Below are 25,406 nucleotides of genomic sequence, written 5' to 3'. Positions count from 1 at the left end.
CTCGAAACTTATCCCTTGTAGGCTTGGCACGGCCCGTTGAGTTCGGCGGTCAGGCGCGCCTTGCGTTCGGCGTTGTCGGTCTTGCCCTCGCGGCGGGCTTTGTCGAACTCGGCCTTGCCGCGATCGGCGACGAAGGTGGTGCGGGTGCGCTGCTCTGCCTTCAGGAAGGCGTCCATGGCGGCGGTGTCGACCTGCGCGACGCCCGACTCCGCCAACCCGCGGCAGCGGCTGGCGCGCAGGAACTCAACATCGCTGACGGCGGCGGCGGCGGTTCCCGCAGTGGCCAGCAGACCCGTGGCGGTCAGTGCAATGGCGATCAGTTTCATGGCGTTACTCCCTCGCAATCAGTGTGCGAAACCTGCTCGCCGCACCTCCAATTCTCAAATGAATTCCCGGCAATAATCAGTATTGGCGCATTAAAATAAAGTCATGATACATAGCTGTTACTTCACGAACATAAACGTCTTGTAATGTTCCCGCGAAACAGCAAGTTTGGCCAGCATGTCGCTTACGCTTCAGATGGACGCCGACGGCGTCAACAGCCTCCTTCGCCGCGCCTTCCCCGAAGGCTCGGACGTGCTCTTTCCGGTCGTCACCACCGTGGAGCCCGGCCGCGTGGTGGTGGTCCGTCAGTACCATCCGGCCATGCTGCGCCCCGGCGAACTGGTGTCCGGGCCGACGCTGATGGGACTGGCCGACACGGCCGCCTACGCCCTGGTGCTCTCGCATGTTGGCGAGCAGTTGATGGCGGTGACCAGTTCGCTGGTCATGAACTTCCTGCGGGGCGCCAAGCCCGGCGACATCCACGCCGAGGCGCAGATGCTACGGCTGGGCCGGCGCAACGCGGTCTGCGACGTTCGGCTCTGGACCGAAAGCCCCGAGCGGCTGGCGGCGCAGGCGACCGTCACCTACGCTATCCCCTGACATGACCGACGCTCCTCGCCGCCCCCCGCCCCCGATCAAGACGCCCTGCGTGAAGGTGTGCGTGGTCGATGGCGAGAGCGGGCTGTGCATGGGCTGCTACCGGCAGCTCTCCGAGGTCGCCGGCTGGGCGCGGTTGAGCGAGGCCGAGCGCGAGGCGATCATGGCCGAACTGCCCTCGCGCCGCAGCCGGATCCGCCCCGAAAAATTGGCGATGTTTTAACCACAAACCTTTGCCGTAGTTAGGGTTTGAGCAATTTCTGATTCACGGCTTGCAAACCGAGCCGAGCCTAAGGTCCACGGCGAATTCGGCCGTACGCGGCCCGGCGACGAGGTGTGGACATGCTGAAGCTGGCGGTTCTGGCGCTGATGGGCGCGGTTTCGGCGGTCGGCGTAGCGCAAGCCGTTTCGACGTTCCAAGTCGGCGAAGAGACGCCGCAGCTGCGCGCGGCGATCGCAGTCGCCCCGCAGATCGCACCCAGCCAAGCCGCTTCGATCGCCAAGGCCAGCGACGGCCATTACTGGGCCGAGGCCGAGGTCAACGGCGAGCGGGTGCGCTTCCTGGTCGACACCGGCGCCAGCGCCGTGGCCCTGACGCTCGCTGACGCCCGGCGCCTGGGCATCGCCACCGACAAGCTGGCCTACACCTACAAGGTGATGACCGCCTCGGGCGAAGCGCGCGCCGCGGCCGTGACCCTCGGCAAGGTCTCCGTCGCCGGCACCCACATGGCGGACGTCCAGGCCCTGGTCATCGAGAAGGGCCTCGACTCCTCGCTACTGGGAATGACCTATCTAGGCCGCCTGGCCAGCTTCGAGGCCACGCGCACGGCGCTCATCCTGCGCCCTTAGGACCTCACCGAGGGCGGCGTCGACCACCTCGATCCCCGCGCCCGCCTTCACGCCCTCGACCGTCAGCACCCGCCGCCAGGCCCGCGCACCCGGCAGGCCGTGGAACAGGCCCAGCATGTGCCGGGTCATGGCCGCCAGGTGCGTGCCGCGCGCCAGTTCGGCCAGGATGTAGGGCTTGTAGCGCTCGACCGCCTCGAACGGACTGACGTCCTCGCCCGCCCCGAACACCCGGCGATCGACCTGACCCAGCAGGGCCGGGGTATGATAGGCGGCGCGGCCCAGCATGACCCCGTCCATGACCTCAAGATGCGGCAGCGCCTCGTCAAGCGAGCCGAGTCCGCCGTTGATGGCGATGGTCAGGTCCGGCCGCTCGCGCTTCAGACGGTGGACCAGCGGATAGTCGAGCGGCGGGACGTCACGGTTCTCCTTCGGCGACAGGCCCTTCAGCCAGGCCTTGCGCGCATGGACTACGAAGGTCTTCACCCCGGCCGCGGCGCAGAGGTCCACGAGACGGAAGAGGCTCTCCTCCGGATCCTGGTCGTCGACGCCGATCCGGCACTTGACCGTGGCCGGAACCGTCACCGCCGCACCGATGGCGGCCATGCACTCGGCCACCAGTTCGGGCTCGCGCATCAGGCAGGCGCCGAAACGGCCGCTCTGCACCCGGTCCGAGGGGCAGCCGACATTGAGGTTGATCTCATCATAGCCCTCGGCCTCGCCGATGCGGGCCGCAGCGGCCAGGTCGGCGGGATCGGAGCCACCCAGCTGCAGCGCCACCGGATGTTCGGCGGCGTCGAAGGCGAGCAGCCGCGCGCGGTCGCCGTGCAGCACCGCGCCGGTGGTCAGCATCTCGGTATAGAGCAGCGCGCGCGACGACAGCGTCCGGTGCAGGACGCGGCAATGCCGGTCCGTCCAGTCCATCATGGGGGCTACGGAGAGCCTATGGGATTGGAACGGCTGCACTTCTTCGCAATGTCCTACGGGTCGCGGCGCGCCCTTCGCGGCCGCGGGGTATGTAGGCGAAGTCCGAGCCCAACGCCAGACGCGCCCCAGGCGGGGCGCGTCTGGCGCATCGCCGTCAGCGCGCCGCCGGCTTGGTCGCCCCGGCGCGGATGAAGGCGCGCAGGTCGCCCGACAGCTTGGCCAGGTCGGCCTCGCGCACGTACATCATGTGACCGGCGTCGTAGTACGAATAGGTTATCCGGTCGGTCGGCACGCCGGTTCGGCTGAGGGCGTACTCGGCGCCGAAGAACGGCGTGGCGAAATCGTAATAGCCCTGACCGACGAAGACCCGCAGGCCGCTGTTCTCGCGCATCGCCTTGGCGAGGTAGGGGGTGACGTTCAGATAGGCGTTCTGATCGCGCCCGCCGATCCGCCAGTCCCAGTCGCCGACGCCGCCGATGGTGACGTATTCTCGGTCGATCTTCAGCTTCAGGTCGCCGCGCACATAGGCGTTCATGGCCGCGGTGTAGGCGCCGTCGATGCCGTAGAAGCTGGGGTCGTTGTCCGGCTCCTCGCCCGCTGTGTCGTAATCGACGCCGGTGTAGCGGCTGTCGAGGCGGCCGATGGTCAGGCCCTTGTCGCGCAGCAGCTCCTTGTAGAAGCGGCCCGGGCTGACGCGCAGGTCGGCGCGATCGAGGAAGGCTTCGGAGAGGCCGGTGAAGCGCGCCAGGCGCTTGCGGACGGCCGCGCGTTCGGCCGCCGGCAGCTTCGAGCCCTTGATCAGGGCCGAAGTATATTCGGTGGTGGCGAAGAGGCGCGCCTCCTCCACGAAGGCCGCCACGTCCTGCGGCCGGTCGGCGACGCGGTTGTGATACCAGGCGGTGGCGGCCATGCTGGGGACGTTGATGACATAGGCCATCTCGTTGCCCTGCACCTCGGCCTGCAGGCCGAAGTCGAGGATGGTGGAGATCAGCAGCACGCCGTTCAGGGCGACGTCGTTGTATTCGCCCTCCAGTTCGTTCACGACCGCGGCGCTGCGGGTGGTGCCGTAGCTTTCGCCGCCGAGGTACTTGGGCGCGTTCCAGCGGCCGTTTTCGCGCAGCCAGATGCGGATGAACTGGGCCACCGACTTGGCGTCGGCGGTGACGCCCCAGAAATCCTTCGGATCGGTCTTGCCCAGCGCCCGGCTGAAGCCGGTGCCGACCGGATCGATGAAGACGATGTCGGTGACGTCGAGCAGGCTCATCGGATTGTCGACGATCGGATAAGGCGGCGCGGCGTCGTCCTTGGCGTCGGACGGCACGACCACCCGCTTGGGTCCGAACGCGCCCATGTGCAGCCAAACCGAGCCCGAGCCCGGCCCGCCGTTGAAGAGGAAGGTCACCGGCCGGTTGGGATCCACCGGGCCGGACTTGACGTAGGCTGTGGAGAAGATGGCGGCCTTGGCCACGCCGTCCTTGTCGCGAAGGAAGGTCTCGCCGGTGGTGGCGGTGTAATTGATCGCGGTCCCGCCGAAGCGGCCGCTGTGCTGGGTCACCGACACGATCGGAACCGGCTCAGCCGCCGGCGCGGCCTTTTCCCCCTTCTCGGTCTTCTCGGCCTTGGCGGCGTCGCCAGAGGCTTGAGCCTGCGCAGCGCCGGCGATCGCCAGCATGGCCACGAATGCAGCCGTTCGAATGATGGTCATGACGCCCCCAAAGGACAAAGACGCCCCGGCGGTCCACGCCGGTCGCGGCGGGTCCCATGCCGAAGCTCGCATGACGTCTTGTCTTAAGGCGCCCGGCGCGGCGCTCAAGAGGAGATGCAGGCGTCGGTTGTGCGCCGCTCGGGGCGGGCGGCCCGTCCCGGTGGATGATTAGGTCGCTCCAGGTCGCACGAGCGGCGAACCCGCCTTCTATCGTCGCCGAAATCGCCAGCCAGCCGGACGCTCAGTTCAGGCGGCGGCGCGGCGTCTGCACGGGGCACCCGTTCGGGCGAAGGGGGAACGAGGGAGGGCCGGCGCTCGCGCCGGAGGTCGCCCGTGCGCCCGTCCCGCGCCGGGCCGGCCCGTCGCCGAGGAGAGCCGCCGATGTCCCGCCCCGCCACGACCCACGCCGCCGCGTTCGGCGCGCTCGCCCTGGCCGCCATCTCGCTCACGGGCTGCGGCGACGCCGAGTTGCGCAAGCAGGTCGCCGCCCAGGAGGCGCGCCTGCAGCGGCTGGAGGACATCCAGGCCATCGAGCGCCTGCAGCGGGCCTACGGGTTCTATGTCGACAAGAACCTCTGGGATCAGGTCGTCGACCTGTTCGCGGAGACATCCAGCGTCGAACTGGACCAGCGCGGCGTGTTCGAGGGCAAGGCCGGCGTGCGCCGGATGTTCCTGGAGCAGATGGGCGGCGGAAAGGTCGGGCTGAAGAAAGGCGTGCTGTTCAACCACATCCAGGTGCAGGGCGTGGTCGACGTGGCGCCCGACGGCAAGACCGCCAAGGCCCGCTACCGCACCATCGTCCAGGTGCAGAATTTCGGCGGGCTGGAGGGCTTCTGGTCCGACGGGGTCTACGAGAACGAGTACGTCAAGGAAGATGGGGTCTGGAAGTTCAGCAAGCTGAAGTTCTGGCCGACCTACTACACGCCCTTCCACGAGGGCTGGAGCGGCCGCCAGCTGGACTGCATCAACGGCGACGGCAGCGGGACGAGCCCTGGCGCGGACCGTCCCTCGACCGACAAGGCCGGCGTCTATCCGAATATCTACTACCCGCCGTTCCACTATCCGAACCCCGTAACCGGCAAGCCGGTGGACGTCAGCGCCCTGAACGCCAAGGCGTTGGCTGAGACCACCTGGCCCAAGTGCCCGTCGCGCGGCGGCGCGGCGCCGACCAAGGCGGGGAACCAGCCATGAGCCCCCGCGGGATCGCCAGCTACGAGAACCGCCTGCTGGTTCTGCTGTTCTTCACCTTCGGCTTCGTCTTCTTCGACCGCCAGGCGCTGAACTTCCTGTTCCCGTTCATCGCCAGGGACTTCGGCCTGACCAATACGCACCTGGGGATGCTGGCCTCGGCGCTGGCCCTGACCTGGGCGCTGTCGGGTCTGGCGATCGGGGCGCTGTCCGACCGCATGGGATCGCGCAAGCCGCTGCTGGTGGCGACGGTGATCGTCTTCTCGGTCGCCTCGCTGCTGTCCGGGCTGGCGGGCGGCTTTGCGACCATGATGGCCTGCCGCCTGCTGATGGGCGTGGCCGAGGGGCCGGTGCTGCCGCTGGCCCAGGCGCTGATGGTCAGCGAGTCCAGCGAGAGCCGCCGCGGCATGAACATGGGCCTGCTGCAAAGCTCGGCGGTGGGCCTGATCGGCGGCCTGCTGGGCCCGCCGGTGATCGTGGGCGTGGCCGAGCACTTTGGCTGGCGCACCTCGTTCTACGTCTCGTGCATTCCGGGCCTGATCCTGGCGGCGCTGATCTGGCGCTATGTGCGCGAGCCCAAGGCGCCGCGCCCTGCCCCTTCCCCGGCCGGTGAGCGCCACCGCATCCTGGAACCGCTGAAGTTCAAGAACGTCTGGCTGGGGGTGGCGATCAGCTGCTTCTTCGTCAGCTGGTTCATCGTCTTCATCACCTTCGTCCCGACCTATCTCGTCCAAGGCAAGGGCTTCCGCCCCGAGCAGATGGCCATGGTGCTGACGGTGATCGGCGCGGCCCAGGTGGTGTGGGGTTTCGTGGTCCCGGCGCTGTCGGACAGGATCGGCCGCAAGCCGGCGATGGTGGTCTTCTGCCTGTTGTCGCTGGGCACGCCGCTGTCGGTGATCCTGCTGGACGACCCGATCAGCCTGGCGGCGGGCGTGGCCCTGACCTTCGCCGGCCCCGGCTGCTTCACCCTGTTCATGGCGACCATCCCGGCCGAGACCGTGCCGGCCCGCTACCTCGCCACCGCCATGGGATTGGTGATGGGCATAGGCGAGCTGGCCGGCGGCGTTCTGGCTCCGACCCTGGCCGGGGTGGCGGCGGACGCCTATGGCCCGGCCTCGCCCTTCTGGATCTGCACCGTCGGGGCCGCGGTCGCCGGCGCTCTGTCGCTATTCCTTGACGAGACCGCGCCCGCCGCCCTGCGCCGCCGCGGCGCGACGCTTCACCCGGAGACCAGTACGCATGAGATTTGAGAACAAGGTCGCGATCATCACCGGCGGCGGCACCGGCATCGGGGCGGCGGTCGCCCAGCGCCTCGTGCGCGAGGGCGGCAAGGCGATCCTGATCGGCCGCCGCCGCGCGCTGCTGGACGAGGTTGCAGGCCCGATCGGCGCCCTGGCGCACGTCGGCGACGCGGCGGACGGGGCGTGCATGCGTGACGCGGTCGCCCTGGCGCGCGAGACCTATGGCGGGCTCGACATCCTGATCGCCAATGCGGGGGGCCATGGGCTGGGGCCGGCCGCGGACACCACCGACGCGGCCTGGGCCGACAGCCTGCACGCCAACCTCAACACCGCCTTCGTCAGCGCCCGCGAATGCCTGCCCGAGCTGATCGCTCGACGCGGCGCGGTCGTGGTGGTCTCGTCGATCGCGGGCCTGTTCGCGGGGCCGGGCGTGGCCGGCTACGTCACCACCAAGCACGCCCTGATCGGCCTGACCCGCTCGATCGCCCGCGACTATGGCCGCCTGGGCGTGCGGGCCAACGCGGTCTGCCCGGGCTGGGTCGCCACCGCCATGGCCGACGAGCAGATGGAGGCCCTGGCTACAGCCAATGGCCTCTCCAGCATCGCCGACGCCTACGCCATGGTCACCGCCGACGTGCCGCTGGGCCGTCCGGCGACGCCCGAAGAAGTGGCCAACGTCATCGCCTTCCTGGCCAGCGAGGAGGCCTCGATGATGACCGGATCGACCGTCGTCATCGACGGCGGAGCCTCGGCCGTCGACCTGCCCACCCTGGCCTTCGCCCACTGACCCTTTCGCAGGAACGCCCGTCATGAGCACGCCCACCGGCTGGAAGCGCTACGAGGACTTCGCCGCCGGCATCGACACCAACCGCCTGCCGACCACCTTCGCCCTGGTCGGCCGGCCGTTGACGATCACCACCGCCGACGACGTGCTGGAGCTGGAGTTCGTGGCCGGCGACCAGGTGCGCTGGCGCTGCGAGGACGGCAGCGACACCGACTGGGGCGAGGCGATCCTGGTCGCGCCGGACACCTATCTGGTCGATATCACCTTCCGCTCCCGGCCGCGCGAGGCCCTCACCCTGGTCCTCGACCTCGCCAACCGGCGCAGCCTGTCGGTGCTGTCGATCGTCGCGCCGGAGCCGACGCCGGGCCAGCCTCAGGTTTCGCAGATCTTCTCGCCCGGCGTCCTGGGCGAAGGCGCCCTGGGCGGGACCGAGCCGGCGCCGTCGCGCGACCTGATCGGCCTGCGCGCCCACTACCGCTACAGCCCCAACCATCTTTACGAGCACACCTATCTCAGTTCGGAACGCTATTGCTGGCAGTGCCTGGAGGGCGAGCAGCGCGGCCATGGCGACGTCGACCTGGCCAGCGTCTACAAGATCGCCGAAGGGCGCTATGTCTTCACCTTCCGCGAGTTCAAGATCCCGGTGGCCTCGGTGTTCTTCCTGAACTTCGAGGACAGGATGTCGACCGGCAAGTTCCTGGGGATCACCGGGGACGGCGCCATCGCCAACAATCCGGCCGGCGCCACGCTGCAGCGGATGTCGCAGACCTTCTATCCGGACGTGGAGCCTGTGTGACTGGTTTGAACCCAAACTAAAATACTTGCGACCGGCGTTCGGCGTGCTACGCCTTGCACAACGATACGCCGGAGACGCGGCCGATGAGGGAGTCCAGGAGGTTCGCCAAGGCCGGCGCCCATGCGGGCCCGGAGCTGTCGCGCTTCTCCACCTCGGACGCGCCCGCCCACCGCCGGGTCGCTCTCTGGAACGAGCACGCGTCGCGCGCCATGACCGGATTGCGCGTCGAGCCGCCCCGCCTGACCGAGTTCGACGCCGCCTATGAAGCCGCTCAAATGCAGGAGGTCGGCTTCGTCGAGGCGCGCTCGACCCGCGCCCATGTCACCCACCTGCCCGTCTGCGGCGCCGACCCCGCCTATCTGATCCACCTGCAGCGCACCGGGACCAGCCTGAACCGCCAGGCGGGGCGCGAGGTGACGCTGCGCCCCGGGGACTTCGTGCTGTGTGATCTGGCTCAGCCCTGCGCCCTGGACCTCAGCGACGACAACACCATGCTGGTGCTGCGCATTCCGGCCGCGAGCCTGCGTCGCCGGATGGCCAATCCCGAGCTCTTCACCAACCTGCACATGCGCGGCGACCGCGGGGCCAGCAGCCTGGCCTCGCGCTTCGCAGCCCTGCTGTGGGACAGCCGCGAGGCCGAAGCCGGCCCCACCGCTACGGCCAAGGCGGCCGAGGCGCTGTGCGACCTCATCTCGGCGGCTTTCCAGGAGGCGCGTCCGCAGGCGGAGGGCTCAAGCGCCCAAGTGCTGCACCGGCTGCGCATCCAGCGCCACATAGAGGCGCGGCTGTTCGATCCCGACCTCACACCGGCCTCGCTGGCGGCCGAACTGCGGATATCGCCGCGCTATCTTCACCGCATCTTTTCGGCCGAAGAAGAGTCCATCGGCAAACTGATCCTGCGCAAACGCCTGGAGGCGTGCCGCGCCGCCCTGGCCGATCCGCGCCAGGCTCCCAAGACCATCTCGACCATCGCCTACGAGCGGGGCTTCAACAACACGACCTATTTCGCCCGCGCGTTCCGCGACCGCTATGGCGTCTCCCCCTCGGAGCATCGCCGCAGCCCGGCCGCGCCGAGCTAGGCCGGCGAACGACGCGAGATGACGCCGTAGATGGCGATCCAGACATAGCAGAGCGCGGGCGCCAGCAGGGCGACGCTGAGACCCGCGCGGTCTGCGACCATGCCGGTGATCACCGGCACCACCGCCCCGCCGACGATGGCCAGGCAGAGCAGACCCGAACCCTGCGGCGTGTCCTCGCCCAGGCCTTCGATGGCCAGGGTGAAAATGGTCGGAAACATCACTGAGTTGCAGAGGCCGATGGCCAGCACTGCGACCGCCGAGACCAACCCGACCGTCCCGGCCGAGAGACAGGCCAGCAGGCCCGCCCCGACCGCGCAGGCGGCGAGGACCAGACCTGCCGGAACTTTGCGCATCACCGCCGAGCCGATGAAGCGCCCGACCATCGCCCCGCCCCAATAGAGGGCCACCAGTTGGCCGGCCGTGGCGGCCACGACGCCCAACGTCTTTTCCTGCATCAGGTAACTGACCAGCAGGGAGCCGATGGAGACCTCCGCGCCGACATAGACGAAGATCGACACCGCCCCCAGCGCCAGCCGCGGCCGGCGCAGCAGCGAGAGCTTGAAGGCGGCCCCTTGCTGAGCTGCGGAGGGCGCGGCGGCCGAACGGCGGAGAAACCAGAACACCAAGGCCAGCAGAAGCAGAGCCGCGGCGATGCCGACGAACGGCGCCTGGACGGCGTGGGCCTCGGCCTTGCGATAGGCTTCGAGCACCTCGGGCGCCAGCTTGGCGGCGTCGGGATGCTCGACCCCGCCTTTCAGGATCAGGGCCGCACCGAACAGCGGCCCCACCGTGGTGCCCAGCGAATTGAACGCCTGGGCCAGGTTCAGGCGCGAGTGCGAGGTCTCGGCCGTGCCCAGGAGGGCGATCAGCGGGTTAGCCGCCACCTGCAGGGTGGTGATGCCGGCGGCCATGACGAACAGGGCCAGCAGGAAGGCCGGATAGATCCCGAGCTGGGCGGCCGGGGCGAACATCAGGCAGCCGAGCGCCATCACGCCCAGACCGACGACGATCTGGCGGAAGTAGCCGATGCGCGCCAGCAGCAGGCTGGCCGGGATCGAGAACACCAGATAGCCGAGGAAGAAGGCGAACTGAGTCAGCATCGCCTCGGCGTAGTTGAGCTGGAACAGCCCTTTCAGCTTCGGGATCAGGGTGTCGATCAGGACGGTCGCAAACCCCCAGGCGAAGAACAGCGAGACCACCAGGGCGACCACCCGCCCGCCGGCCGAGACCGGGGCGGCCTGCGCTCCCGAGATGTTCATCTGCTGCGCCACGTCATGTCCTCCGCCCGCCATTGTCAGGGCTCCAGCCGGTAGCCGAACCGATAGAGCGGTTCCTTGCTGTCATAAGGTTTGTCGCTCGCCTGGGCGTTCACCGCCAGCATCGAGGACGGCAATTCGAACGGCAGGCGGCCTTCGGCCCTGGCCTTTCCGGTCAGCACGTCGAGCAGCGCCTCGTCGCTGACGCCGAAATCGCCGATCAGCAGGGCGGCGCGGTCCTTGATGCCGGTCAGGATGGCCGGCCGGTCGAGGAAGACGCTGACCACGGTCGGAACCTTGGCGCTGATCGCCTTGATCGCCTCGTAGTCCTTGTCGCCGTCCTTGAAGTCGAGGTCGCCCTCGTGCTGCATCAGGCCGAACAGGTAGGTCGGGTGCAGGACTTGGTGTGGCGCGCCGGTGCGCATGATGGCGGCCTGCGCCCTCTCGGGCGCATCGACCACGACCAGGCCGTGGGCGCGGGCCGCAGCGGCGTCGACGCCGTGCAGGTAGACGCGGGTTCCCGCGGCGAACTTCGGCGCGGCGGGCTTGCGCTCCAGCAGCACCAGCGAACGGGCCTGGGCGGCGCGGCCCTCGGCCCGGAAGGCCGGCGAGCCGACGATGCGGGCGGCGGCGGCCGGATCGACATAGGGGTTCTCGAACAGGCCCTGCTCGAACTTCTGGATCAGGATGCGGCGGACCGACTGGTCCAGGCGCGCCTCGCTCGCCTGGCCCGCCTTGACGATATCGACCAGCAGCCGGCTGTTCTCGGTGCCGCCGAACTGGTCGACCCCAGCGTCGAGCGCCTTGGCGAAGCGCTGGGTCTCGGTCAGGTCGTCGACGCCCCAGGGCATGCCGATCACCGGCGGCTGGCCGGGCTTCCACTCGCCGCGGCAGGCGGCCGGGCAGTCGTTGGTGATGGCCCAGTCCGAGACGATCACCCCGGTGAAGCCGTACTTGCCGCGCAGCAGGTCGGTCAGCAGGAACTTGTTGAATCCCGCCCCGACCTGCTCGACCGGCTTTCCGTCGATGCTGAGGCCTTCGAGAATCGAATAGGTCGGCATGATCCCGGCCGCCTTGGCCGCGAACGCGCCCTCGAACGGCTTGACGTGATAGGCGAAGTTCCCGCCCGGGAAGGTCGCGTAGCGGCCGTAGGGATTGTGGCTGTCCCAGCCGTCCTTGGCCGCGCCGTAACCGACCCAGTGCTTCACCACCGCGACGACGCTGTCCTTGGTGAGGCCGGTCTCCCCGGCCTGGAAGCCGGCGACATAAGCCCGCACCATGCGGCCGGCCAGGTCGGCGTCCTCGCCGAAGGTGCCGGTGATCCGCGACCAGCGCGGCTCGGTGGCCAGGTCCGCCTGGGGCGACAGGGCGACGTGGATGCCGGCGGCGCGATACTCCGCGCGGGCGACCTCGCCGAAGCGGCGCATCAGGGCGTCGTCGCCGACGGCCGCGAAGCCGAGGCTCTCGGGCCATTGCGAGAAGCCGCTGGAATCGACGCCAGCCCCGGCCGTGTGCTGGAAGTGGTTGCGCGGGTCGGTGCTGATGGTCGCCGGCACGCCCAGGCGGCTGGCCTCGGCCAAGGCTTGGACCTTGTTGTTCTCCTCGGCGATGGCCGCCCCGCTGCCGGACAGGCGCGTGATGAAACTCGAGACGTGGTTTTCGGAAATCAGCTTGCCGGCGCCGGCCAGGTCGTAGGCCGCGCCCGATCCGAAGGTGTTGCCGGGCGCCGGCAAGGTGCCGTGCATCATGACCCCGGCCTTCTCCTCCAAGGTCATCCTGCCGATCAGGTCGTCGGCGCGGGCGGCGGGCGTCAGCCGCCAGTCCTCGTAGGGGTCGAGCTTGCCGTTGCGGTCGAGGTCCTTGAAGGCCAGGCCGTCGATCGTCAGCTTCGGGGCGGTGCGCGCGCCCAGTTCCGGCTGGGCGCCCTGTGCGGCCGTCGCCGCGGCCAGGGCCAAGGCGGCCAGGGTCCATCCATATGCCTTCATCGGCGTCCTCCCCGTTCTTGTTGTTGTGCGCCCGCAAAGGCGGCGGGCCCCGGGGGCATGATCCGGGACCCGCCAGTTGCGCGGGTAAGGCGCATGGGCAAAGCGCATGATCCTGGTAACGTTGTCAAACAATCATTTGCGGTTGGAGCGCCATAGCCAGTCGGGCTGCGCCCAACAGGGCCGTATGCGGCTGCACGACCAGGCGCGTAGGAATGGCCTCGACATAGGGCGAGAGCCGTCCCTTGGCCTCGAACCGCTCGCGGAACGGCCCGCGAACCAGCCAGTCTGCCAAGCCGTCGGTCAGACCGCCGGCCAGATAGACGCCGCCCCGCGCGCCGAGCGTAAGCGCGATGTCGCCGGCCACTGAGCCGAACACACCGCAGAACCGCTCGACGGCCTGGCTGCAGAGGCCTTCCCCCTGCCCCGCCAGCGCGACGATCTCCTCGGGCGTCAGGCCCGGCTCGACGCTCCGCCCCATCAGGTCGCCGAGGATCTGGTGCAGCGCGACGAGCCCCGGCCCCGACAGCAGCCGCTCGACCGACACCCGGCCGTGGCGGCGGGCAAAGGCGCGCAGGATCTCGATCTCGGTCTCGTCGATCGGCGCGAAGCCGACATGCCCCCCCTCGGTGGAGACGACCTGCGGCCGCGCCCCGTCCCCCCAGACCAGGGCGGCCAGACCGAAGCCCGTCCCGGCGCCGGTGATGGCGACCGGCGCCTGTGGAAGCCCGCGCAGCTCCGGGCCGAGCGCGCGGCTGTCGCCTGCGTCGAGGTCGGCCACCCCCACCGCGAGCGCCTCGAAGTCGTTGACGAGGCGGGCGTGAGAAAAGCCCATACACAAGAGCTCGGCCTCGGACACATGCCAGGCTGCGTTGGTCAGGCGCGCGGCGCCGTCGGCCACGGGTCCGGCGACCGCCATGGTCGCCACAGCCGGCAGCGCAGCCAGCCCGGCGCGCTGCAGAAACGCCTGAGCGGCGTCCGGCAGGCTAGGGTGATCGCGGCAGAGCACGGCCCCGGTCAGGACGACGGCCGGGCGCTCTCCCTGCAGGTCGGCGACGGCGAACCGCGCATTGGTGCCGCCGATGTCGCCCACAAGGGCGAAACTGGGATCTCTGCGCATGGATGCTCGTCAGTAAGGCGATTGAGCGACCAGGGCGGCCTCGGCGTCGCAGGCCGCCGGCGCCTCGCCCTTGGCCCGCAACTCGGCCAGTTCGGCGCGGGCGCTGTCCATGTCGGCGCGGAACTCGGGCGAACCGTGCAAGGTCGCAAAGGTGCTGGCGGCGACGATGGCCCCCGCCTCGACCGCGCTGGCGTTGTGCGCGCCGCAGACGGCGCGGCTCTGCCCGTAGGCGCGGCCGCGGGCCAGGATGTCGCTGGCCCGGTCGGGGGCCAGTTCAGCCAGGATCAGCGCCCAGGACCAGCCCCAGACCGTGTGGCCTGAGGGATAGTCGAAGCTGGTCTCCACCTGGGCGGTGGGCTGGCAGATCTTGCCCTCAGCCATCTGGAACGGCCGCAGGCGCTTGAAGTGATGCTTGGCGCTCTCGTTGGCGATCATCGAGTCGCCCAGCACGCGGGTCATGATCCCCGCGAGCTTGGGCGCGTTGTCGGGGGTGAGCTTCACCCCTACCGAACAGGAGAAGGCGGCCATCATGCCGGCGGGAAACATGTCCACGTCGCGGGTGGCCAGCTTCCAGCGGTCACCGTCCTGCAGGGCGCGCGTGGACTGGAACACGCGCCGGTCCATCTGGTCGCGCGGATCGCCGTCGACGGGCGCCGGCGGGACGATCCGCGCCGCGTCGATGGCGCCGGGAGCCAGATAGCCCTTCGGCAGGGTCGGAAACTTGACCGGCTCGGGTCCGGCCGCCAGGGCGACGCCGGCCAGGACCGAGATCCCGGCGACGACCGCCCCCGCGCGCAGTGACTTGTTCAGGTTCGACATGACGGCTCCTCCCCTCAGTGCAGCTTGAAGCCGGCCTTGATCCCGACGGTGCGGGGCGGGCCGTAACTGCCGAAGAAGTTGCGGGCGGAGTCGGTGCTGACCGAGAGCAGCACGGCTTCGTCCTCGAGGTTGTCGGCGAAGGCCTCGACGTACCAGCCGTCATCGGCCTGGTAGCGCAGGCTGAGGTCGGTGGAGGTGTAGGCGTCCTGGCTGGCCTGGGCGTAGGGATTGAGCGCCACCCCGCCGACCGTGACCCGCCGGTCGTTGAATTCGGTGAAGTAGACCTTGGACTGGTAGCGGACCGAGGCGCGCGCGGTCAGCGAGCCCGACGCCAGCTGCATGGAATAGCTGACGCCGAGGTTGCCGTTCCACTTCGGCGCCCGCGGCAGGGTGTTGCCCGACAGGTCGTGGGCGGTCCCGTAAAGCGGGTCGATGGCGCCGACATACTTGTCGAACTTGGCGTCCAGGTAGCCGAACGAAGCGTCGATGCTGAGCGCCTCGGTGATCCGCGCGCGGCCTTCGAACTCGATCCCCCAGACGGTCGAGACACCGGCGTTGGTGGTCAGGGCGCGGACAACCCCGGCCTCGTCCGGAGCCAGCGAGACGACCTGCAGGTCCTTGTAGTCGTAGGAGAACGCCGAGAGGTTGGCGAGCAGGCGGCGGCCGAAGAAGTAGTTCTTGGACCCGATTTCGTAGGCCGTGAGGGTCTCGGGGCCGAAGTTGCGGTTGCTGGAGAAGCCGCCGGCCTTGTAGCCGGTGCTGACGCTTCCGTAGATCATGTTGTCAGGGGTGATCTCCCAGTCGGCCCCGAGCCGCCAGGTGGTCTTGGCCCAGGAGCCGGCGTCCGGACGGAAGGTGTTCACGGTCGTGCCGATCGGCCGGGTGATGCCGACCGGGTTGCCCTTGCGATCCTCGGAATAGCGAAGACCGGCGAAGACGGTCAGGCTGTCGGTGACGTCGAAATCGACCTGCCCGAACGCGGCCCAGGACTCGGCGAAGCGGTCGGGCCGCACCAGCATGACGCCCGTGGTCCGCGCGACGTTGGTGTACTGGTAGAGGTTATCGTCGTTGGTTTCCTTGATGTAGTAGGCGCCCAGAATGTACTTCAGCGGCCCGTCGCCCGACGAAGCGGCCCGCAGCTCCTGCGAGAAGGTGCGGTTGTTGTTGAAGTAGTAGGTGGTCTGGGTTCCGGTGGCGGTGCCGTCGCTGTCGCTGGTCACCTCCTGGTCATCGCCGCGGTACGAGGTGACCGCCACCAGGTCGAGCGCATCCAGCGAATAGGTGGTCTCGGCGGTGAAGCCCCAGATCTTGTTGTTCACGTGGCCGGGGGTGTTGGTCTCGGCGCGATAGGGTAAACTGCGGCCCGAGGCGATGTAGCTGACCGGGCCATTGCCGATCAGCACGCTGCCGGTCCCTGCCCCGCCGGCGTGGTAGTAGTCGGCCGACAACAACAGGCGCAGGCGCTCGCCCGGGGTGATCAGCAGGTGCACGCGGCCGGCGACTTCCTTCGCGTCGCCGAGGTCCGGCATGCCGGGGGTCGCGTTCTCCTGGTAGCCATCGCGGCGGTTGACGATGAAGGCCGCGCGCGCAGCCATCAGGCCCTCGGCGATCGGGAAGTTGTACATGCCCTGGGCGGTGACGCGCGAATAGTCGCCGACCAGCAGTTCGCCGGCCGCCTCGAACCGGTCGACGGGCTTGCGGGTGATGATGTTCAGGCTGCCGGCGGTGGCGTTGCGACCCCAGAGCGTGCCCTGGGGCCCGCGCAGCACCTCGACCCGCTCTACGTCGTAGAACACCGAGTTGGCGCCCGAGGGACGCGGCAGGTAGACGCCATCGAGGTGGAAGGCCACCGAGGGGTCGCGCTGGGGCACCACGCCAGCCGAGCTGACCCCGCGGATCGAGATGATCACCTCGTTGCCGGCCTGGCCGATGTTGAGGTTGGGCACCTTGCCGGTCAGGTCGCCGGCGTCGACCACGTTCTGCTGCTGCAGCACGTCGCCGCTGATGGCGCTGACGGCCAGGGGCGTGTCCTGGACGGTGCCCTCGCGCTTCTGCGCGGTGACCACCACCTCCTCGACCTGGACGTCGGACTGCGCCTGGGCGGCGCCGGCCATGACCAGGACCGCGGCCCCGGCCATCCACGAAAGCTTACGCATCATAGTCGTCTTCCCCCGCGACCCGGACTACGTCGGTCCGGACCGTCCATTGGTTGTTGAAGGAGAGCCGCCGGTACGCGCGGCCTTGAAGCGCCCCCGCCCCGAAGGACGAGAGCCTCGCCTGGCTTCCTAGAAGCGAGCCGAAAGTTGCACGCCGTAGAGGCGCGGCGGCGCATAGGCGCCGCTGCCCCCCAACCGGTTGGCGTTCTGGGCGTCCGGGCTGGCCTGGACCAGCACCTCCTCGTCCTCGAGGTTGCGGCCGTAGACCATCGCGCTCCAGCGATCGCCCGGCGCATCGTAGGTCAGCATGATGTCGGTCTTGGTGTAGGCGTCCTGATCGGTGACCGCGAAGTTGTGGTAGTCGAGGTTCTTGCTGCTCTCGTAGTGGGTCTGGATGCGGGCGGTCAGGCGGCCGTGCTCGGCCAGGTCCCAGGTGTGCTGGTAGCCGAGGTTGAAGGTCCACTCGGGCGACTTGGCCAGCGTCAGGCCCGAATAGTTGGCGAACCCTGGAAAGAACGCATCGCCCGCCGGCAGGGTGAAGTCCTCGTACTCGGCGTGCAGATAGGCCAGCGAGGCGTCGATGCGATCGGCCTGGCTCAGCAGGAACGTACCTTCCAGCTCCACGCCATAGAGCGTGGCCTTCTCGGCGTTGACGGTGACCGCCGAGGGTTGGCCCGCCACGACGCCGGTGCCCGTCACCTGGAAGTCCCGGTAGTCGTAGTAGAAGGCCGAGGCGTTGAGCTGTGCACGGTTGTCGAACAGGCGGTTCTTCGCGCCGACCTCGAACGAGCGCAGCTTCTCGGGCTCGTACTTGTTGTTCAGTGGCGGCAGGCCGTCGCCGTAGCCGCCGGCCTTGTAGCCCGAGGCGACCGAGGCGTAGAGCAGCGAAGTCGGGGTCAGGTCGTACTCGACGCCGAACTTGTAGTCGGTGGACTCCCACTCGAAATCGGCGACGTTGCCGTACAGCAGGCATCCGGGAGGCGCGCCGAAGAACGGCTTGTTGACGCCGCCAGGCAGCTGGCACACGCCGTCGCTGTTCAGCCCGACATATGTGCCGCCGGTGCGCCCCTTGTGGTCGCGGGTGTAGCGCAGACCGACCGTGGCGCGCAGAGCCTCGTTAAAGCTGTAGGTGCCTTGCGCGAACACCGCCTTGGAGTCGGCGTAGGTGTTGGGCTGAACGAAGGCCACCGCCGGGAAGACGTTGGCGTAGACGTCGTTCTTCTCTTCGAAGTAGTAGAGCCCGGCCACCCACTTGAAGGCGCCTTCGGAGTCGCCCAGCCGCAGTTCGTGCGTCTCCTGGCGCTCGTCGGAGGTGAAGTAGACGGTGTTGCACTGGACGCCGAGGGTCGGCTCGCAGCGGCTCGCCGGGCGCGGCGTTCCGTAGGCGTAGTTGCGGCCAGAACCGGCCAGGGTGCGGACGGTGTCGTTGCGGATCGCCCCCAGATAGGTCAGCACCCCGAACGGAACGTTCCAGTCGGCCTGGGCGGTGACGCCGTAATTCTGCTGCTTGCTGCGCCCGGCGACCGAGATCGGGAAGGTGTAGGGATCGCCCGGCCCGGCGTACTGGCCCAGCGGCGCATTGGCCGTGCCGGTATAGTCGTTTCGGAAGTAGTCGCCGCTGAGCGTCAGGACGAAGTCCTCGGTCGGCCGCAGCTGGACGTGCAGGCGCACCGCCTTGGCGTCCTCGTCGTTGTAGTCGCTGAGGCCGTTGGAGGTGTAGCCGTCGCGCTTGGAGGCCTGAAAGGCGGCGCGCACTCTCACCTTCTCCGAGATCGGCAGGTTGACCGCGCCGCTGGTGCGTACGAGCTGGAAGTTGCCGAGCTCGAGCTGGGCGTTGGCCTCGTATTCGCTGGTCGGCTTCTTGGTGATGACGTTGATGCTGCCGGCGGTGGCGTTGCGGCCGTAGAGCGTGCCCTGTGGCCCGCGCAGCACTTCCATCCGGTCGAGGTCGAAGAACAGGCCCGCCGCCGAACGTGGCCGCGCCAGGTAGACGCCGTCGACGTTGAAGGCCACCGCCGGATCGCCGACCTCGGTGTTGTTGGTGCTGCCGATGCCGCGGACGGCGATCTCGACCGAGCCGCCGGTCGAACCGATCTGCACGCCCGGGACCACGTTGGTCAGGTCAGTGACCGTGCGCACCCCCTGCTTGACGAGTTGGTCGGACGACAGCGCAGTGATCGCGAGCGGCGTGCGCTGGGCTGTCTCCTCGCGCCTTTGCGCGGTGACCACGACTTCCTCGATCTCGATATTGGACTGGGCGTGGGCGGCGCCTGCGAAGAGCAGGACCTGCGCAGCCGCGCTCGCAACCAGAAGCGACCTGGTGGCCATCGTTTCCCCCTCCGCGGCCGGATCTGTAGCGCCGGCCGATCTTGTTACGCCCGGGATTCCCCGGATCGACCGTCACGGTGGACAACGACAGGTAACGTTGTCAACATGAATCTGACAACGTTATCGGCCCCGATTGAAATCAATTACATCTGATCGAGGCCGCTCAAGACGGATCGCGGCGCTTGCGGCGGCCGACGAAGCGCGGAACCTTCCACCGCCCCCTGGAGCCGAGATTGACCCGCCAGCCGACGATCAAGGACGTAGCCACGCGAGCCGAGGTCTCGTTCAAGACGGTGTCGCGCGTGCTGAACGGCGAGCCGCATGTCCGCAAGGAGGTCCGCGACCGCGTGCTGGCCGCCGCCGCCGAGCTGGACTACCGCCCCAATATCGCGGCCCGCGGACTGATCGGCGCGCGCTCGCGACTGATCGGCTTCCTCTACGACAATCCGAACTACAGCTATGTCACTGAAGGCGAAATCGGCGCTCTGCTCCGCTGCCGAGACGTGGGCTACCATCTGGCGATCGAGCCGGTGGACAGCCAAGCGGGCATCGGCCGCCAGATCGAGCAGATCATCGCCAGCCTGCGCCTGGACGGGGTGATCCTCACCCCGCCGATCAGCGACGACGCCGAGGCTCTGGAGGCGCTCGACCGGCTGGGCGTGCCGCATGTCCGCATCGCGCCGGTCGCGGCCCGCGACCAGGGCCCCTGCGTCTATATCGACGACACCGAGGCGGCGCACGCCCTGACGCGCCATCTGCTCGACCTGGGCCACCACGCCATCGGCTTCGTGCAGGGCCATCCGGACCACGGCGCCTCGCACATGCGGCTGTCCGGGTTCGAGGCGGCTATGCGCGAAGCCGGCCAGCCGGCGACGGCGATCGCCCAGGGCTACTTCACCTTCGAGTCGGGCATCGAAGCGGGCCGCCGCCTGCTGTCGGCGCCGGCCCGGCCGACGGCGATCTTCGCGGCCAACGACAAGATGGCGTTGGGCGTCATGGCCGCAGCCCGAGAGTTCGACCTCTCCATCCCCGGCGATCTGTCGGTGGCCGGCTTCGACGACACGCGCGCAGCCCAGATGAGCTGGCCGCAGCTCACCACCGCACGCCAGCCGATCGACGAGATGTGCGCGGTCGCCGCCGACATGCTGATCGCCATGGCCGCTGGGGAGGTCGTGGAAGATCGCGCCCGCAAGCTGGCCTTCGAGATCCGGGTCCGCGCCTCGACGGCGCGCATCGCCGCCTAGGCGAGCACCTTCGGCGGCGCAGTGGAGCCGCGGAACACCAGTTCGAAGGGCAGGCGCCGATGCTCGATCTTCGGCATCCGGGCGGCGGCCATGGCGATGACCAGCTCCGCCGCAGCCGCGGCCATGGCCTGGATCGGTTGGCGCACCGTGGTCAGTTGAGGCCATGCGAGCTGGGCGATCTCGCTGTCGTCGAAACCGGCCACCGACAGATCGCCAGGAATGGAGAGACCAAGCCGATGGGCGGCGGCCATGACGCCCAGCGCCGTTTCGTCATTGCCGGCGAAGATCGCCGTAGGCCGATCCGGCAGGCGAAGCAGCGACGCGCCCCCCGCCTCCCCGCTTTCGAACAGGAAGAGGCCCTCCACGACCAGGGCAGGATCGAGGGCGAGTTCCCGCTCCTCCAGGGCCTTCCGATAGCCGGCCAGGCGCCATTGCGAGGCGCCGTGATCCGCCGGCCCACCGATGAAGCCGATCCGCCGGTGGCCGAGATCGAGGAGAGCCAGGGTCATCTGGCGCGCGGCCTCCACCTCGTCGAGGGCGATCGACGAGGTCCGCTCCACGTCAAATGTCGGCGCCAGCCGCACATAGGCGACCTTCGCCCGCTCCAGGGCCTCGAGCACCGGCGCGTGGTCCGTCAGCGGCGGGGTCAACAGGAAGCCGTCCGGGCGTACGCTGGCGAGGGCGGTGGCCACGGCGTCAGCCGCCGCCTCGTCGTTGGCGCGATAGGGCTGGACCACCAGATGGTAGCCCTTGGCTCGGCAGTACTCGACCGCCCCCTGCTGGAACTCGGCCGCATAGGCCGGAATCATCTCAGGGATCAGCATGCAGAGCAGGAAGGAGCGCGAGCCCGGCAGACCGCGAGCGAAGACATTGCGCCGATAGCCCAGCGCCTCAATCGCAGCCTCGACCTTGGCCTTGGCCTCCGCACTGACGTGACGCTCGCCGTTCAGCACGCGCGAGACCGTCATGACCGACAGTCCCGCGCGGGCGGCCACGTCCTTGATCGTCGTCGTCACGCGCTCGCGTCCTCCGTCCGCCGGCAAGCCATCTCAACCGGCGGCTCTAAGGGGCAGATATAGCGCGGATTCTCTACTTTCCGCCCGCCGCTTGCTCGACCAGGTCGAGCCGCGCCTTCCACGGATCGGCTCCCGCCTGAGCGCCGTCGTTGGCGAAGTCGAGGATCTGGTCCCCCGCCGGCTCGTAGAGCGGCCAGTCCGGCCGGCCGGCGCCGTTCGGGTTCCCCGTCTTGGCGAAGGCGGCCCAATAGGCGTTGGCGAGAGCGGCCGTCCGGGCGTCCGCCGGCGTCAGGGCGGTTCCGTACTTGGCCGCAACGGTGTCGAAGACGAACGGGATTTCGGTCGCGTGCGGCGCGCCCGGCCACTGGCTGCGCATGGACTCGGCGACGTAGGAGAAGCGGAAAGCGTAGACCGGCCGTCCGGCCTTGGACCAGGCCTTGGCTGCAAACCGGGCCGGCTCGACCATCATGGTGTCGCTGGCCACCAGGGCGCCGACGGCGCGGACATCCTTGCCGCCCCTGGGGTCAAACGCCTGCTCGGCCTGGGCTCGGCGCTCCGGCCCGAACGGGGCGTAGACTTCGTCCAGCGTCTTGGCCGTCGAGAAGCCGATGTCCATGCTGTTGGCGCCGACCATCAGCGGCACGGCGGCCCCGCCGCCGGCCGCGTAGATCCGGCCCGGCTCGTCCACCACGATCTGGCCGTCGACCATAGGGCCGGCATAGGTCGGGGTGAACATGGTCATCATGTTGAGGCCAGAGACGATCGTGTCAGCCGGCAGCTTGCGCAGCGCGGCCAGGGCGGCCGCGTCCTCGCCCTCGATCCCGACGCTCTTGGCGAAGGCCAGGCCCACCTGCTCGCCCGAGGGCGGGCCGCCCGGCGCCTGACCGCTGACGCGCCGCCCGGGCGTGATGTTGCCGCGTCCACCGCCGGACTCGACGATCGCCTTGTGGAACAGTCCCTTGGCGGCCGGTGTCGTCATCAGCGTATGCACCGAGAAGCCGCCCGCCGACTCGCCGAAGATCGTGACATTGCCAGGATCGCCGCCGAAGGCCGCGATGTTCCGCTGCACCCACTTCAGCGCCGCGATCTGATCCATAAAGCCATAGTTGCCGAGCGGCCCCTTCGGGCTTTCCTTGCTCAGCGCTGGGTGGGCGAAAAAGCCGAAGCGGCCCAGCCGGTAGTTGAAGCTGACCAGGACTACGCCCTGCCTGGCGAACTGGTGGCCGGAATAGACGTCGGGCGAGGAGCCGCCGTTCACGAAGCCGCCGCCGTAGATCCAGACCATCACCGGCAGCTTGGCGTTCACGGGCGCATCGGCGGGCCGCCAGACGTTGAGCACCAGGCAGTCCTCGGCCGGGGCCGTGCCGAGCGGGGCCGCATCGCTGGGGAACGGCTTCTGCGCACAGTCATGGCCATATTCCGCGGCCGAACGGATCCCAGACCACCTGGCCGCGGGCTGGGGCGGACGCCAGCGCAGATCACCGACCGGCGCGGCCGCGTAGGGCACGCCCTTGAAGGCCATCACTCCGTCCTTGGCCACGCCCTGGAGTTGGCCGCTTTCGACCTTCACCACGTCGCCCGCGTGGGCCGCGCCCGACAGTCCCAGGGCCAGGGCCGCGCCGAGCGCGCCGATCTTACCGTTCATGGTCTTTCCTCCCCTGCCCGGCGCATGGCTGGGCGGATTTTATGATTGTGATCTAGGGCTTGAGCTGGGCGGCGCTCACCTTCGCCCCGCCCTTGAGCTTCAGGTCCGCCGAACTGGCCCCGGCCTCGACAACATAGTCGCCGGCCGCGAGCCGCCAGCCGGGCGCGGTGACATCGTACTGGGCCAGCAGCCGGCGGTCGGCGGCGACCTCGACGCGCGCGCTCTCGCCCGGCTTCAAGGCCACCTTTTTCCATCCGACCAGACGCCGCTGGCCGCCAGGCGGGGTCGCATAGACCTGGGCGATTTCCTGGCCGGCGCGCTGGCCGGTGTTGGTCAGGGTGAAACTGACCTTCAATGTCTCGCCGCCACCGACCCGCAAATCGCCATAGCCGAAGGTGGTGTAGGAGAGCCCGTGGCCGAACGGGAACAGCGGGGTCTGGCCGCGGGCCGCAAAGCCGCGATAGCCGACCTCCGAACCCTCGGGATAGGCCACGCTGAACAGCGGGTCGTTCCCGCCGAAGAGGCTGAGCTTCAGGTCCGAGCCGGGGATCCTCGGACGCGGCAGCTGATCCTCGCCTGCCGGAAAGGAGATCGGCAGCTTGCCGGACGGATTGACCTTTCCAAACAGTACGTTCGCGACGGCCTCGCCGCCGCGCTGACCAGGATACCAGGCCTCCAGCACGGCCCCGACCTCGTCAAGCCACGGCATCAGCACCGGGTTGCCGGTCTCCAGCACCACGATAGTCCGCGGGTTGGCGGCGGCCACGGCGGCGATCAAGGCGTCCTGACCATCGGGCAACGACAGGCTCGGGGCGTCCTGGATTTCCGTCTGCCACTGCTGGGCGAAGACGATGGCGACGTCCGCGTCCTTGGCGGCGGCGACCGCGGCGGCCACATCCTGGCCGCTCGAGAAGCTGACCTTCGCCGCCGGCGCAGCAGCCGCGATGGCCTTCAGCGGCGAAGAGCCGTGGTAGACGATCTTGAAGAGACCGCCGAACGGCCCCGTCCCAGGCTCCTCGTGGCCCGAGCCGCCGTACGAGATCACCTGGGAAGAACCAGCGCCCGACAGAACGCCGACATCAGCGTGGGCGCCGATCACGGCGATCGACTTGGCTTCTGCAGCCAGCGGCAGCAGGCCGCCCTGGTTCTTCAGGAGGACGATCCCCTCCTCAGCCACCTGCTGGGCGACGGCGGCGTGCGTCTGGCGGTCGATGTCGCGCTTGACCGGTGGATGCTGGTCGATCCCCGCGGCGTACATGCTGCGCACGATACGACGGGCCATGTCGTCCAGGCGCGCCATCGGCACCTCGCCCTTCTCGACCGCGGCCTTCAGCGGCGCGCCGAAATAGTCGGCCTTGTCGAGGGTGTGGGCCGACTGCTGGTCCAGGCCGCCGAGCGCCGCCTTGACGGTGGAATGCACCCCGCCCCAGTCGCTCATCACCCAGCCGCGATAGCCCCAGTCGCCCTTCAGCACCTTGTTCAGCAGGAAATCATGCTCGCAGGCGTAGTCGCCGTTGATGCGGTTGTAGGCGCACATGACCGAACCGGGTTGGCCGCGCTCGATGGCGATCTGGAAGGCCAGCAGGTCGGTCTCGCGCATGGCCTTCTCGGAGATGTCCGAGGAGAGCGTCATGCGGCCGGTCTCCTGGTCGTTGACCGCGAAGTGCTTGACCGTCGAGATGACGTGGCGGCTCTGGACCCCGGCGATCGACTCCCCGGCCATGACGCCGGCCAGCAGGGTGTCTTCGCCCAGATACTCGAAGTTGCGGCCATTGCGGGGGTCGCGGGCCAGGTTCACGCCGCCCGCCAGCAGGACGTTGAACCCCTTGGCGTGCGCCTCCTCGCCGATCATCGCGCCGCCGACGCGGGCAAGATCTGGATTCCAGGTCGAGGCGGTGGCCAGGCCCGAGGGCAGCGCGGTCGCCTGGTCGCCGGGTCGCAACTGGCCGCCGTTGGCGACACCGAGGCTCGCGTCGCTCTCCTGCAGCGCCGGCACGCCCAGCCGTGGAACGCCGGGTACATAGCCGGCCGAGCCGATCGCTTCCTTCGGAGGCGCGGTGTTGAGCGGCGGCGGCGCGCCCTTGATCGAGGCGCCGAAATAGCCGTGCACCAGGGTCAGCTTCTCATCGAGGGTCATGGCCCCGACGGTCTGCGCCGCCCGCCGGTCGGCGGACGGGTCCTGCGCTCCCGCCGATCCGGCCAGGACAAGCGCCGAAGCGGCCGCAAGCATTGCACCGCGTCGGCGCAGACGACCTTCCACCATGGTTTCCCCCATCGTTGTTGGCGGATGGTTGGCGCGCCCTGATAACGTTGTCAATCATCTTGATCGGAGAACCGTATGTGACGTCGCGTC

Annotated in this window: 21 protein-coding genes; 9 read left to right on the top strand and 12 right to left on the bottom strand. The window is 69.0% G+C overall.

Annotated features, from left to right (window positions below; genetic code table 11):
- Positions 1–8: 8 nt before the first annotated feature.
- On the bottom strand, positions 9–326 hold the full coding sequence (locus ACE3T2_RS02965) for a hypothetical protein (RefSeq protein WP_374654534.1): 318 nt from the start codon (positions 324–326) through the stop codon (positions 9–11).
- Positions 327–501: 175 nt separating this feature from the next.
- Between ACE3T2_RS02965 and ACE3T2_RS02960 the strand changes: the two genes are divergently transcribed.
- From ACE3T2_RS02960 to ACE3T2_RS02950, 3 genes are all read left to right on the top strand, one after another.
- Positions 502–924, top strand: a complete 423-nt coding sequence (locus ACE3T2_RS02960) for a PaaI family thioesterase (protein ID WP_374654532.1) — start codon at positions 502–504, stop codon at positions 922–924.
- A gap of 1 nt (position 925) precedes the next feature.
- Positions 926–1,144, top strand: a complete 219-nt coding sequence (locus ACE3T2_RS02955; protein WP_374654530.1) for a DUF1289 domain-containing protein — start codon at positions 926–928, stop codon at positions 1,142–1,144.
- 119 nt (positions 1,145–1,263) lie between these two features.
- Positions 1,264–1,770, top strand: coding sequence for a TIGR02281 family clan AA aspartic protease (locus ACE3T2_RS02950; RefSeq protein ID WP_374654528.1), 507 nt, complete (start codon positions 1,264–1,266; stop codon positions 1,768–1,770).
- Here the strand turns inward: ACE3T2_RS02950 and dusA are convergent.
- Together dusA and ACE3T2_RS02940 are read right to left on the bottom strand one after the other, a co-directional pair.
- A complete protein-coding gene (gene dusA, locus ACE3T2_RS02945; protein ID WP_374654526.1) occupies positions 1,714–2,733 on the bottom strand; it encodes a tRNA dihydrouridine(20/20a) synthase DusA in 1,020 nt (339 codons plus the stop codon). The genes ACE3T2_RS02950 and dusA overlap by 57 nt on opposite strands.
- 115 nt (positions 2,734–2,848) lie before the next feature.
- Positions 2,849–4,399, bottom strand: a complete 1,551-nt coding sequence (locus ACE3T2_RS02940) for a S10 family peptidase (protein WP_374654524.1) — start codon at positions 4,397–4,399, stop codon at positions 2,849–2,851.
- A gap of 381 nt (positions 4,400–4,780) precedes the next feature.
- Between ACE3T2_RS02940 and ACE3T2_RS02935 the strand changes: the two genes are divergently transcribed.
- The 5 genes from ACE3T2_RS02935 to ACE3T2_RS02915 all read left to right on the top strand — a co-directional run bounded on the left by ACE3T2_RS02935 (position 4,781) and on the right by ACE3T2_RS02915 (position 9,487).
- On the top strand, positions 4,781–5,590 hold the full coding sequence (locus ACE3T2_RS02935) for a nuclear transport factor 2 family protein (RefSeq protein ID WP_374654522.1): 810 nt from the start codon (positions 4,781–4,783) through the stop codon (positions 5,588–5,590).
- Positions 5,587–6,837: an MFS transporter gene (locus ACE3T2_RS02930; RefSeq protein ID WP_374654520.1), complete on the top strand. Its 1,251-nt coding sequence runs from the start codon at positions 5,587–5,589 to the stop codon at positions 6,835–6,837. The genes ACE3T2_RS02935 and ACE3T2_RS02930 overlap by 4 nt, the downstream gene beginning before the upstream one ends.
- Positions 6,827–7,615 (top strand): SDR family NAD(P)-dependent oxidoreductase, encoded by a 789-nt coding sequence (locus ACE3T2_RS02925; RefSeq protein WP_374654518.1) that lies wholly within the window; start codon positions 6,827–6,829, stop codon positions 7,613–7,615. Before ACE3T2_RS02930 ends, ACE3T2_RS02925 begins: the two co-directional genes overlap by 11 nt.
- A gap of 22 nt (positions 7,616–7,637) precedes the next feature.
- A complete protein-coding gene (locus ACE3T2_RS02920) occupies positions 7,638–8,408 on the top strand; it encodes a MoaF C-terminal domain-containing protein (protein WP_374654516.1) in 771 nt (256 codons plus the stop codon).
- 83 nt (positions 8,409–8,491) lie between these two features.
- On the top strand, positions 8,492–9,487 hold the full coding sequence (locus tag ACE3T2_RS02915) for a helix-turn-helix domain-containing protein (protein ID WP_374654514.1): 996 nt from the start codon (positions 8,492–8,494) through the stop codon (positions 9,485–9,487).
- Here the strand turns inward: ACE3T2_RS02915 and ACE3T2_RS02910 are convergent.
- The 6 genes from ACE3T2_RS02910 to ACE3T2_RS02885 all read right to left on the bottom strand — a co-directional run bounded on the left by ACE3T2_RS02910 (position 9,484) and on the right by ACE3T2_RS02885 (position 19,148).
- Positions 9,484–10,758 (bottom strand): sugar MFS transporter, encoded by a 1,275-nt coding sequence (locus tag ACE3T2_RS02910; protein WP_374654512.1) that lies wholly within the window; start codon positions 10,756–10,758, stop codon positions 9,484–9,486. The genes ACE3T2_RS02915 and ACE3T2_RS02910 overlap by 4 nt on opposite strands.
- Before the next feature lie 23 nt (positions 10,759–10,781).
- The gene (locus tag ACE3T2_RS02905) at positions 10,782–12,728 is read right to left on the bottom strand and encodes a glycoside hydrolase family 3 protein (RefSeq protein ID WP_374654510.1); all 1,947 of its coding nucleotides are present in this window, start codon (positions 12,726–12,728) and stop codon (positions 10,782–10,784) included.
- Between the two features lie 124 nt (positions 12,729–12,852).
- Positions 12,853–13,845, bottom strand: a complete 993-nt coding sequence (glk, locus tag ACE3T2_RS02900; protein WP_374654508.1) for a glucokinase — start codon at positions 13,843–13,845, stop codon at positions 12,853–12,855.
- 9 nt (positions 13,846–13,854) lie between these two features.
- Entirely contained in the window at positions 13,855–14,664 is an 810-nt protein-coding gene (locus tag ACE3T2_RS02895; RefSeq protein WP_374654506.1) for a phosphatase PAP2 family protein, read from the bottom strand.
- A 14-nt stretch (positions 14,665–14,678) separates the two neighbouring features.
- The gene (locus ACE3T2_RS02890) at positions 14,679–16,820 is read right to left on the bottom strand and encodes a TonB-dependent receptor (RefSeq protein WP_374654504.1); all 2,142 of its coding nucleotides are present in this window, start codon (positions 16,818–16,820) and stop codon (positions 14,679–14,681) included.
- 129 nt (positions 16,821–16,949) lie between these two features.
- Positions 16,950–19,148: a TonB-dependent receptor gene (locus ACE3T2_RS02885; protein ID WP_374654502.1), complete on the bottom strand. Its 2,199-nt coding sequence runs from the start codon at positions 19,146–19,148 to the stop codon at positions 16,950–16,952.
- A gap of 233 nt (positions 19,149–19,381) precedes the next feature.
- Between ACE3T2_RS02885 and ACE3T2_RS02880 the strand changes: the two genes are divergently transcribed.
- Positions 19,382–20,392: a LacI family DNA-binding transcriptional regulator gene (locus ACE3T2_RS02880; RefSeq protein ID WP_374654500.1), complete on the top strand. Its 1,011-nt coding sequence runs from the start codon at positions 19,382–19,384 to the stop codon at positions 20,390–20,392.
- Here ACE3T2_RS02880 and ACE3T2_RS02875 read toward each other — a convergent pair.
- From ACE3T2_RS02875 to ACE3T2_RS02865, 3 genes are all read right to left on the bottom strand, one after another.
- On the bottom strand, positions 20,389–21,408 hold the full coding sequence (locus tag ACE3T2_RS02875; protein WP_374654498.1) for a LacI family DNA-binding transcriptional regulator: 1,020 nt from the start codon (positions 21,406–21,408) through the stop codon (positions 20,389–20,391). The genes ACE3T2_RS02880 and ACE3T2_RS02875 overlap by 4 nt on opposite strands.
- A gap of 73 nt (positions 21,409–21,481) precedes the next feature.
- Complete coding sequence (locus ACE3T2_RS02870) at positions 21,482–23,053, bottom strand: carboxylesterase/lipase family protein (RefSeq protein WP_374654496.1); 1,572 nt, start codon at positions 23,051–23,053, stop codon at positions 21,482–21,484.
- 52 nt (positions 23,054–23,105) lie between these two features.
- Entirely contained in the window at positions 23,106–25,316 is a 2,211-nt protein-coding gene (locus tag ACE3T2_RS02865) for a beta-glucosidase (protein WP_374654494.1), read from the bottom strand.
- Between the last annotated feature and the right edge of the window lie 90 nt (positions 25,317–25,406).

Source organism: Phenylobacterium sp., assembly GCF_041919955.1.
GTDB lineage: Bacteria > Pseudomonadota > Alphaproteobacteria > Caulobacterales > Caulobacteraceae > Phenylobacterium.
Note: the sequence above shows the minus strand (reverse complement) of the source record. Positions and strands in the feature narration are given on the sequence as shown.

Coding starts and splice junctions, on each gene's coding strand:
- ACE3T2_RS02890 (WP_374654504.1), bottom strand. CDS start 16,820: ATGCGTAAGCTTTCGTGGATGGCCGGGGCCGCGGTCCTGGTCATGGCC.
- ACE3T2_RS02960 (WP_374654532.1), top strand. CDS start 502: ATGTCGCTTACGCTTCAGATGGACGCCGACGGCGTCAACAGCCTCCTT.
- glk (WP_374654508.1), bottom strand. CDS start 13,845: ATGCGCAGAGATCCCAGTTTCGCCCTTGTGGGCGACATCGGCGGCACC.
- ACE3T2_RS02895 (WP_374654506.1), bottom strand. CDS start 14,664: ATGTCGAACCTGAACAAGTCACTGCGCGCGGGGGCGGTCGTCGCCGGG.
- ACE3T2_RS02920 (WP_374654516.1), top strand. CDS start 7,638: ATGAGCACGCCCACCGGCTGGAAGCGCTACGAGGACTTCGCCGCCGGC.
- ACE3T2_RS02950 (WP_374654528.1), top strand. CDS start 1,264: ATGCTGAAGCTGGCGGTTCTGGCGCTGATGGGCGCGGTTTCGGCGGTC.
- ACE3T2_RS02935 (WP_374654522.1), top strand. CDS start 4,781: ATGTCCCGCCCCGCCACGACCCACGCCGCCGCGTTCGGCGCGCTCGCC.
- ACE3T2_RS02930 (WP_374654520.1), top strand. CDS start 5,587: ATGAGCCCCCGCGGGATCGCCAGCTACGAGAACCGCCTGCTGGTTCTG.
- ACE3T2_RS02885 (WP_374654502.1), bottom strand. CDS start 19,148: ATGGCCACCAGGTCGCTTCTGGTTGCGAGCGCGGCTGCGCAGGTCCTG.
- ACE3T2_RS02865 (WP_374654494.1), bottom strand. CDS start 25,316: ATGGTGGAAGGTCGTCTGCGCCGACGCGGTGCAATGCTTGCGGCCGCT.
- ACE3T2_RS02955 (WP_374654530.1), top strand. CDS start 926: ATGACCGACGCTCCTCGCCGCCCCCCGCCCCCGATCAAGACGCCCTGC.
- ACE3T2_RS02905 (WP_374654510.1), bottom strand. CDS start 12,728: ATGAAGGCATATGGATGGACCCTGGCCGCCTTGGCCCTGGCCGCGGCG.
- ACE3T2_RS02925 (WP_374654518.1), top strand. CDS start 6,827: ATGAGATTTGAGAACAAGGTCGCGATCATCACCGGCGGCGGCACCGGC.
- ACE3T2_RS02940 (WP_374654524.1), bottom strand. CDS start 4,399: ATGACCATCATTCGAACGGCTGCATTCGTGGCCATGCTGGCGATCGCC.
- ACE3T2_RS02870 (WP_374654496.1), bottom strand. CDS start 23,053: ATGAACGGTAAGATCGGCGCGCTCGGCGCGGCCCTGGCCCTGGGACTG.
- ACE3T2_RS02915 (WP_374654514.1), top strand. CDS start 8,492: ATGAGGGAGTCCAGGAGGTTCGCCAAGGCCGGCGCCCATGCGGGCCCG.
- ACE3T2_RS02965 (WP_374654534.1), bottom strand. CDS start 326: ATGAAACTGATCGCCATTGCACTGACCGCCACGGGTCTGCTGGCCACT.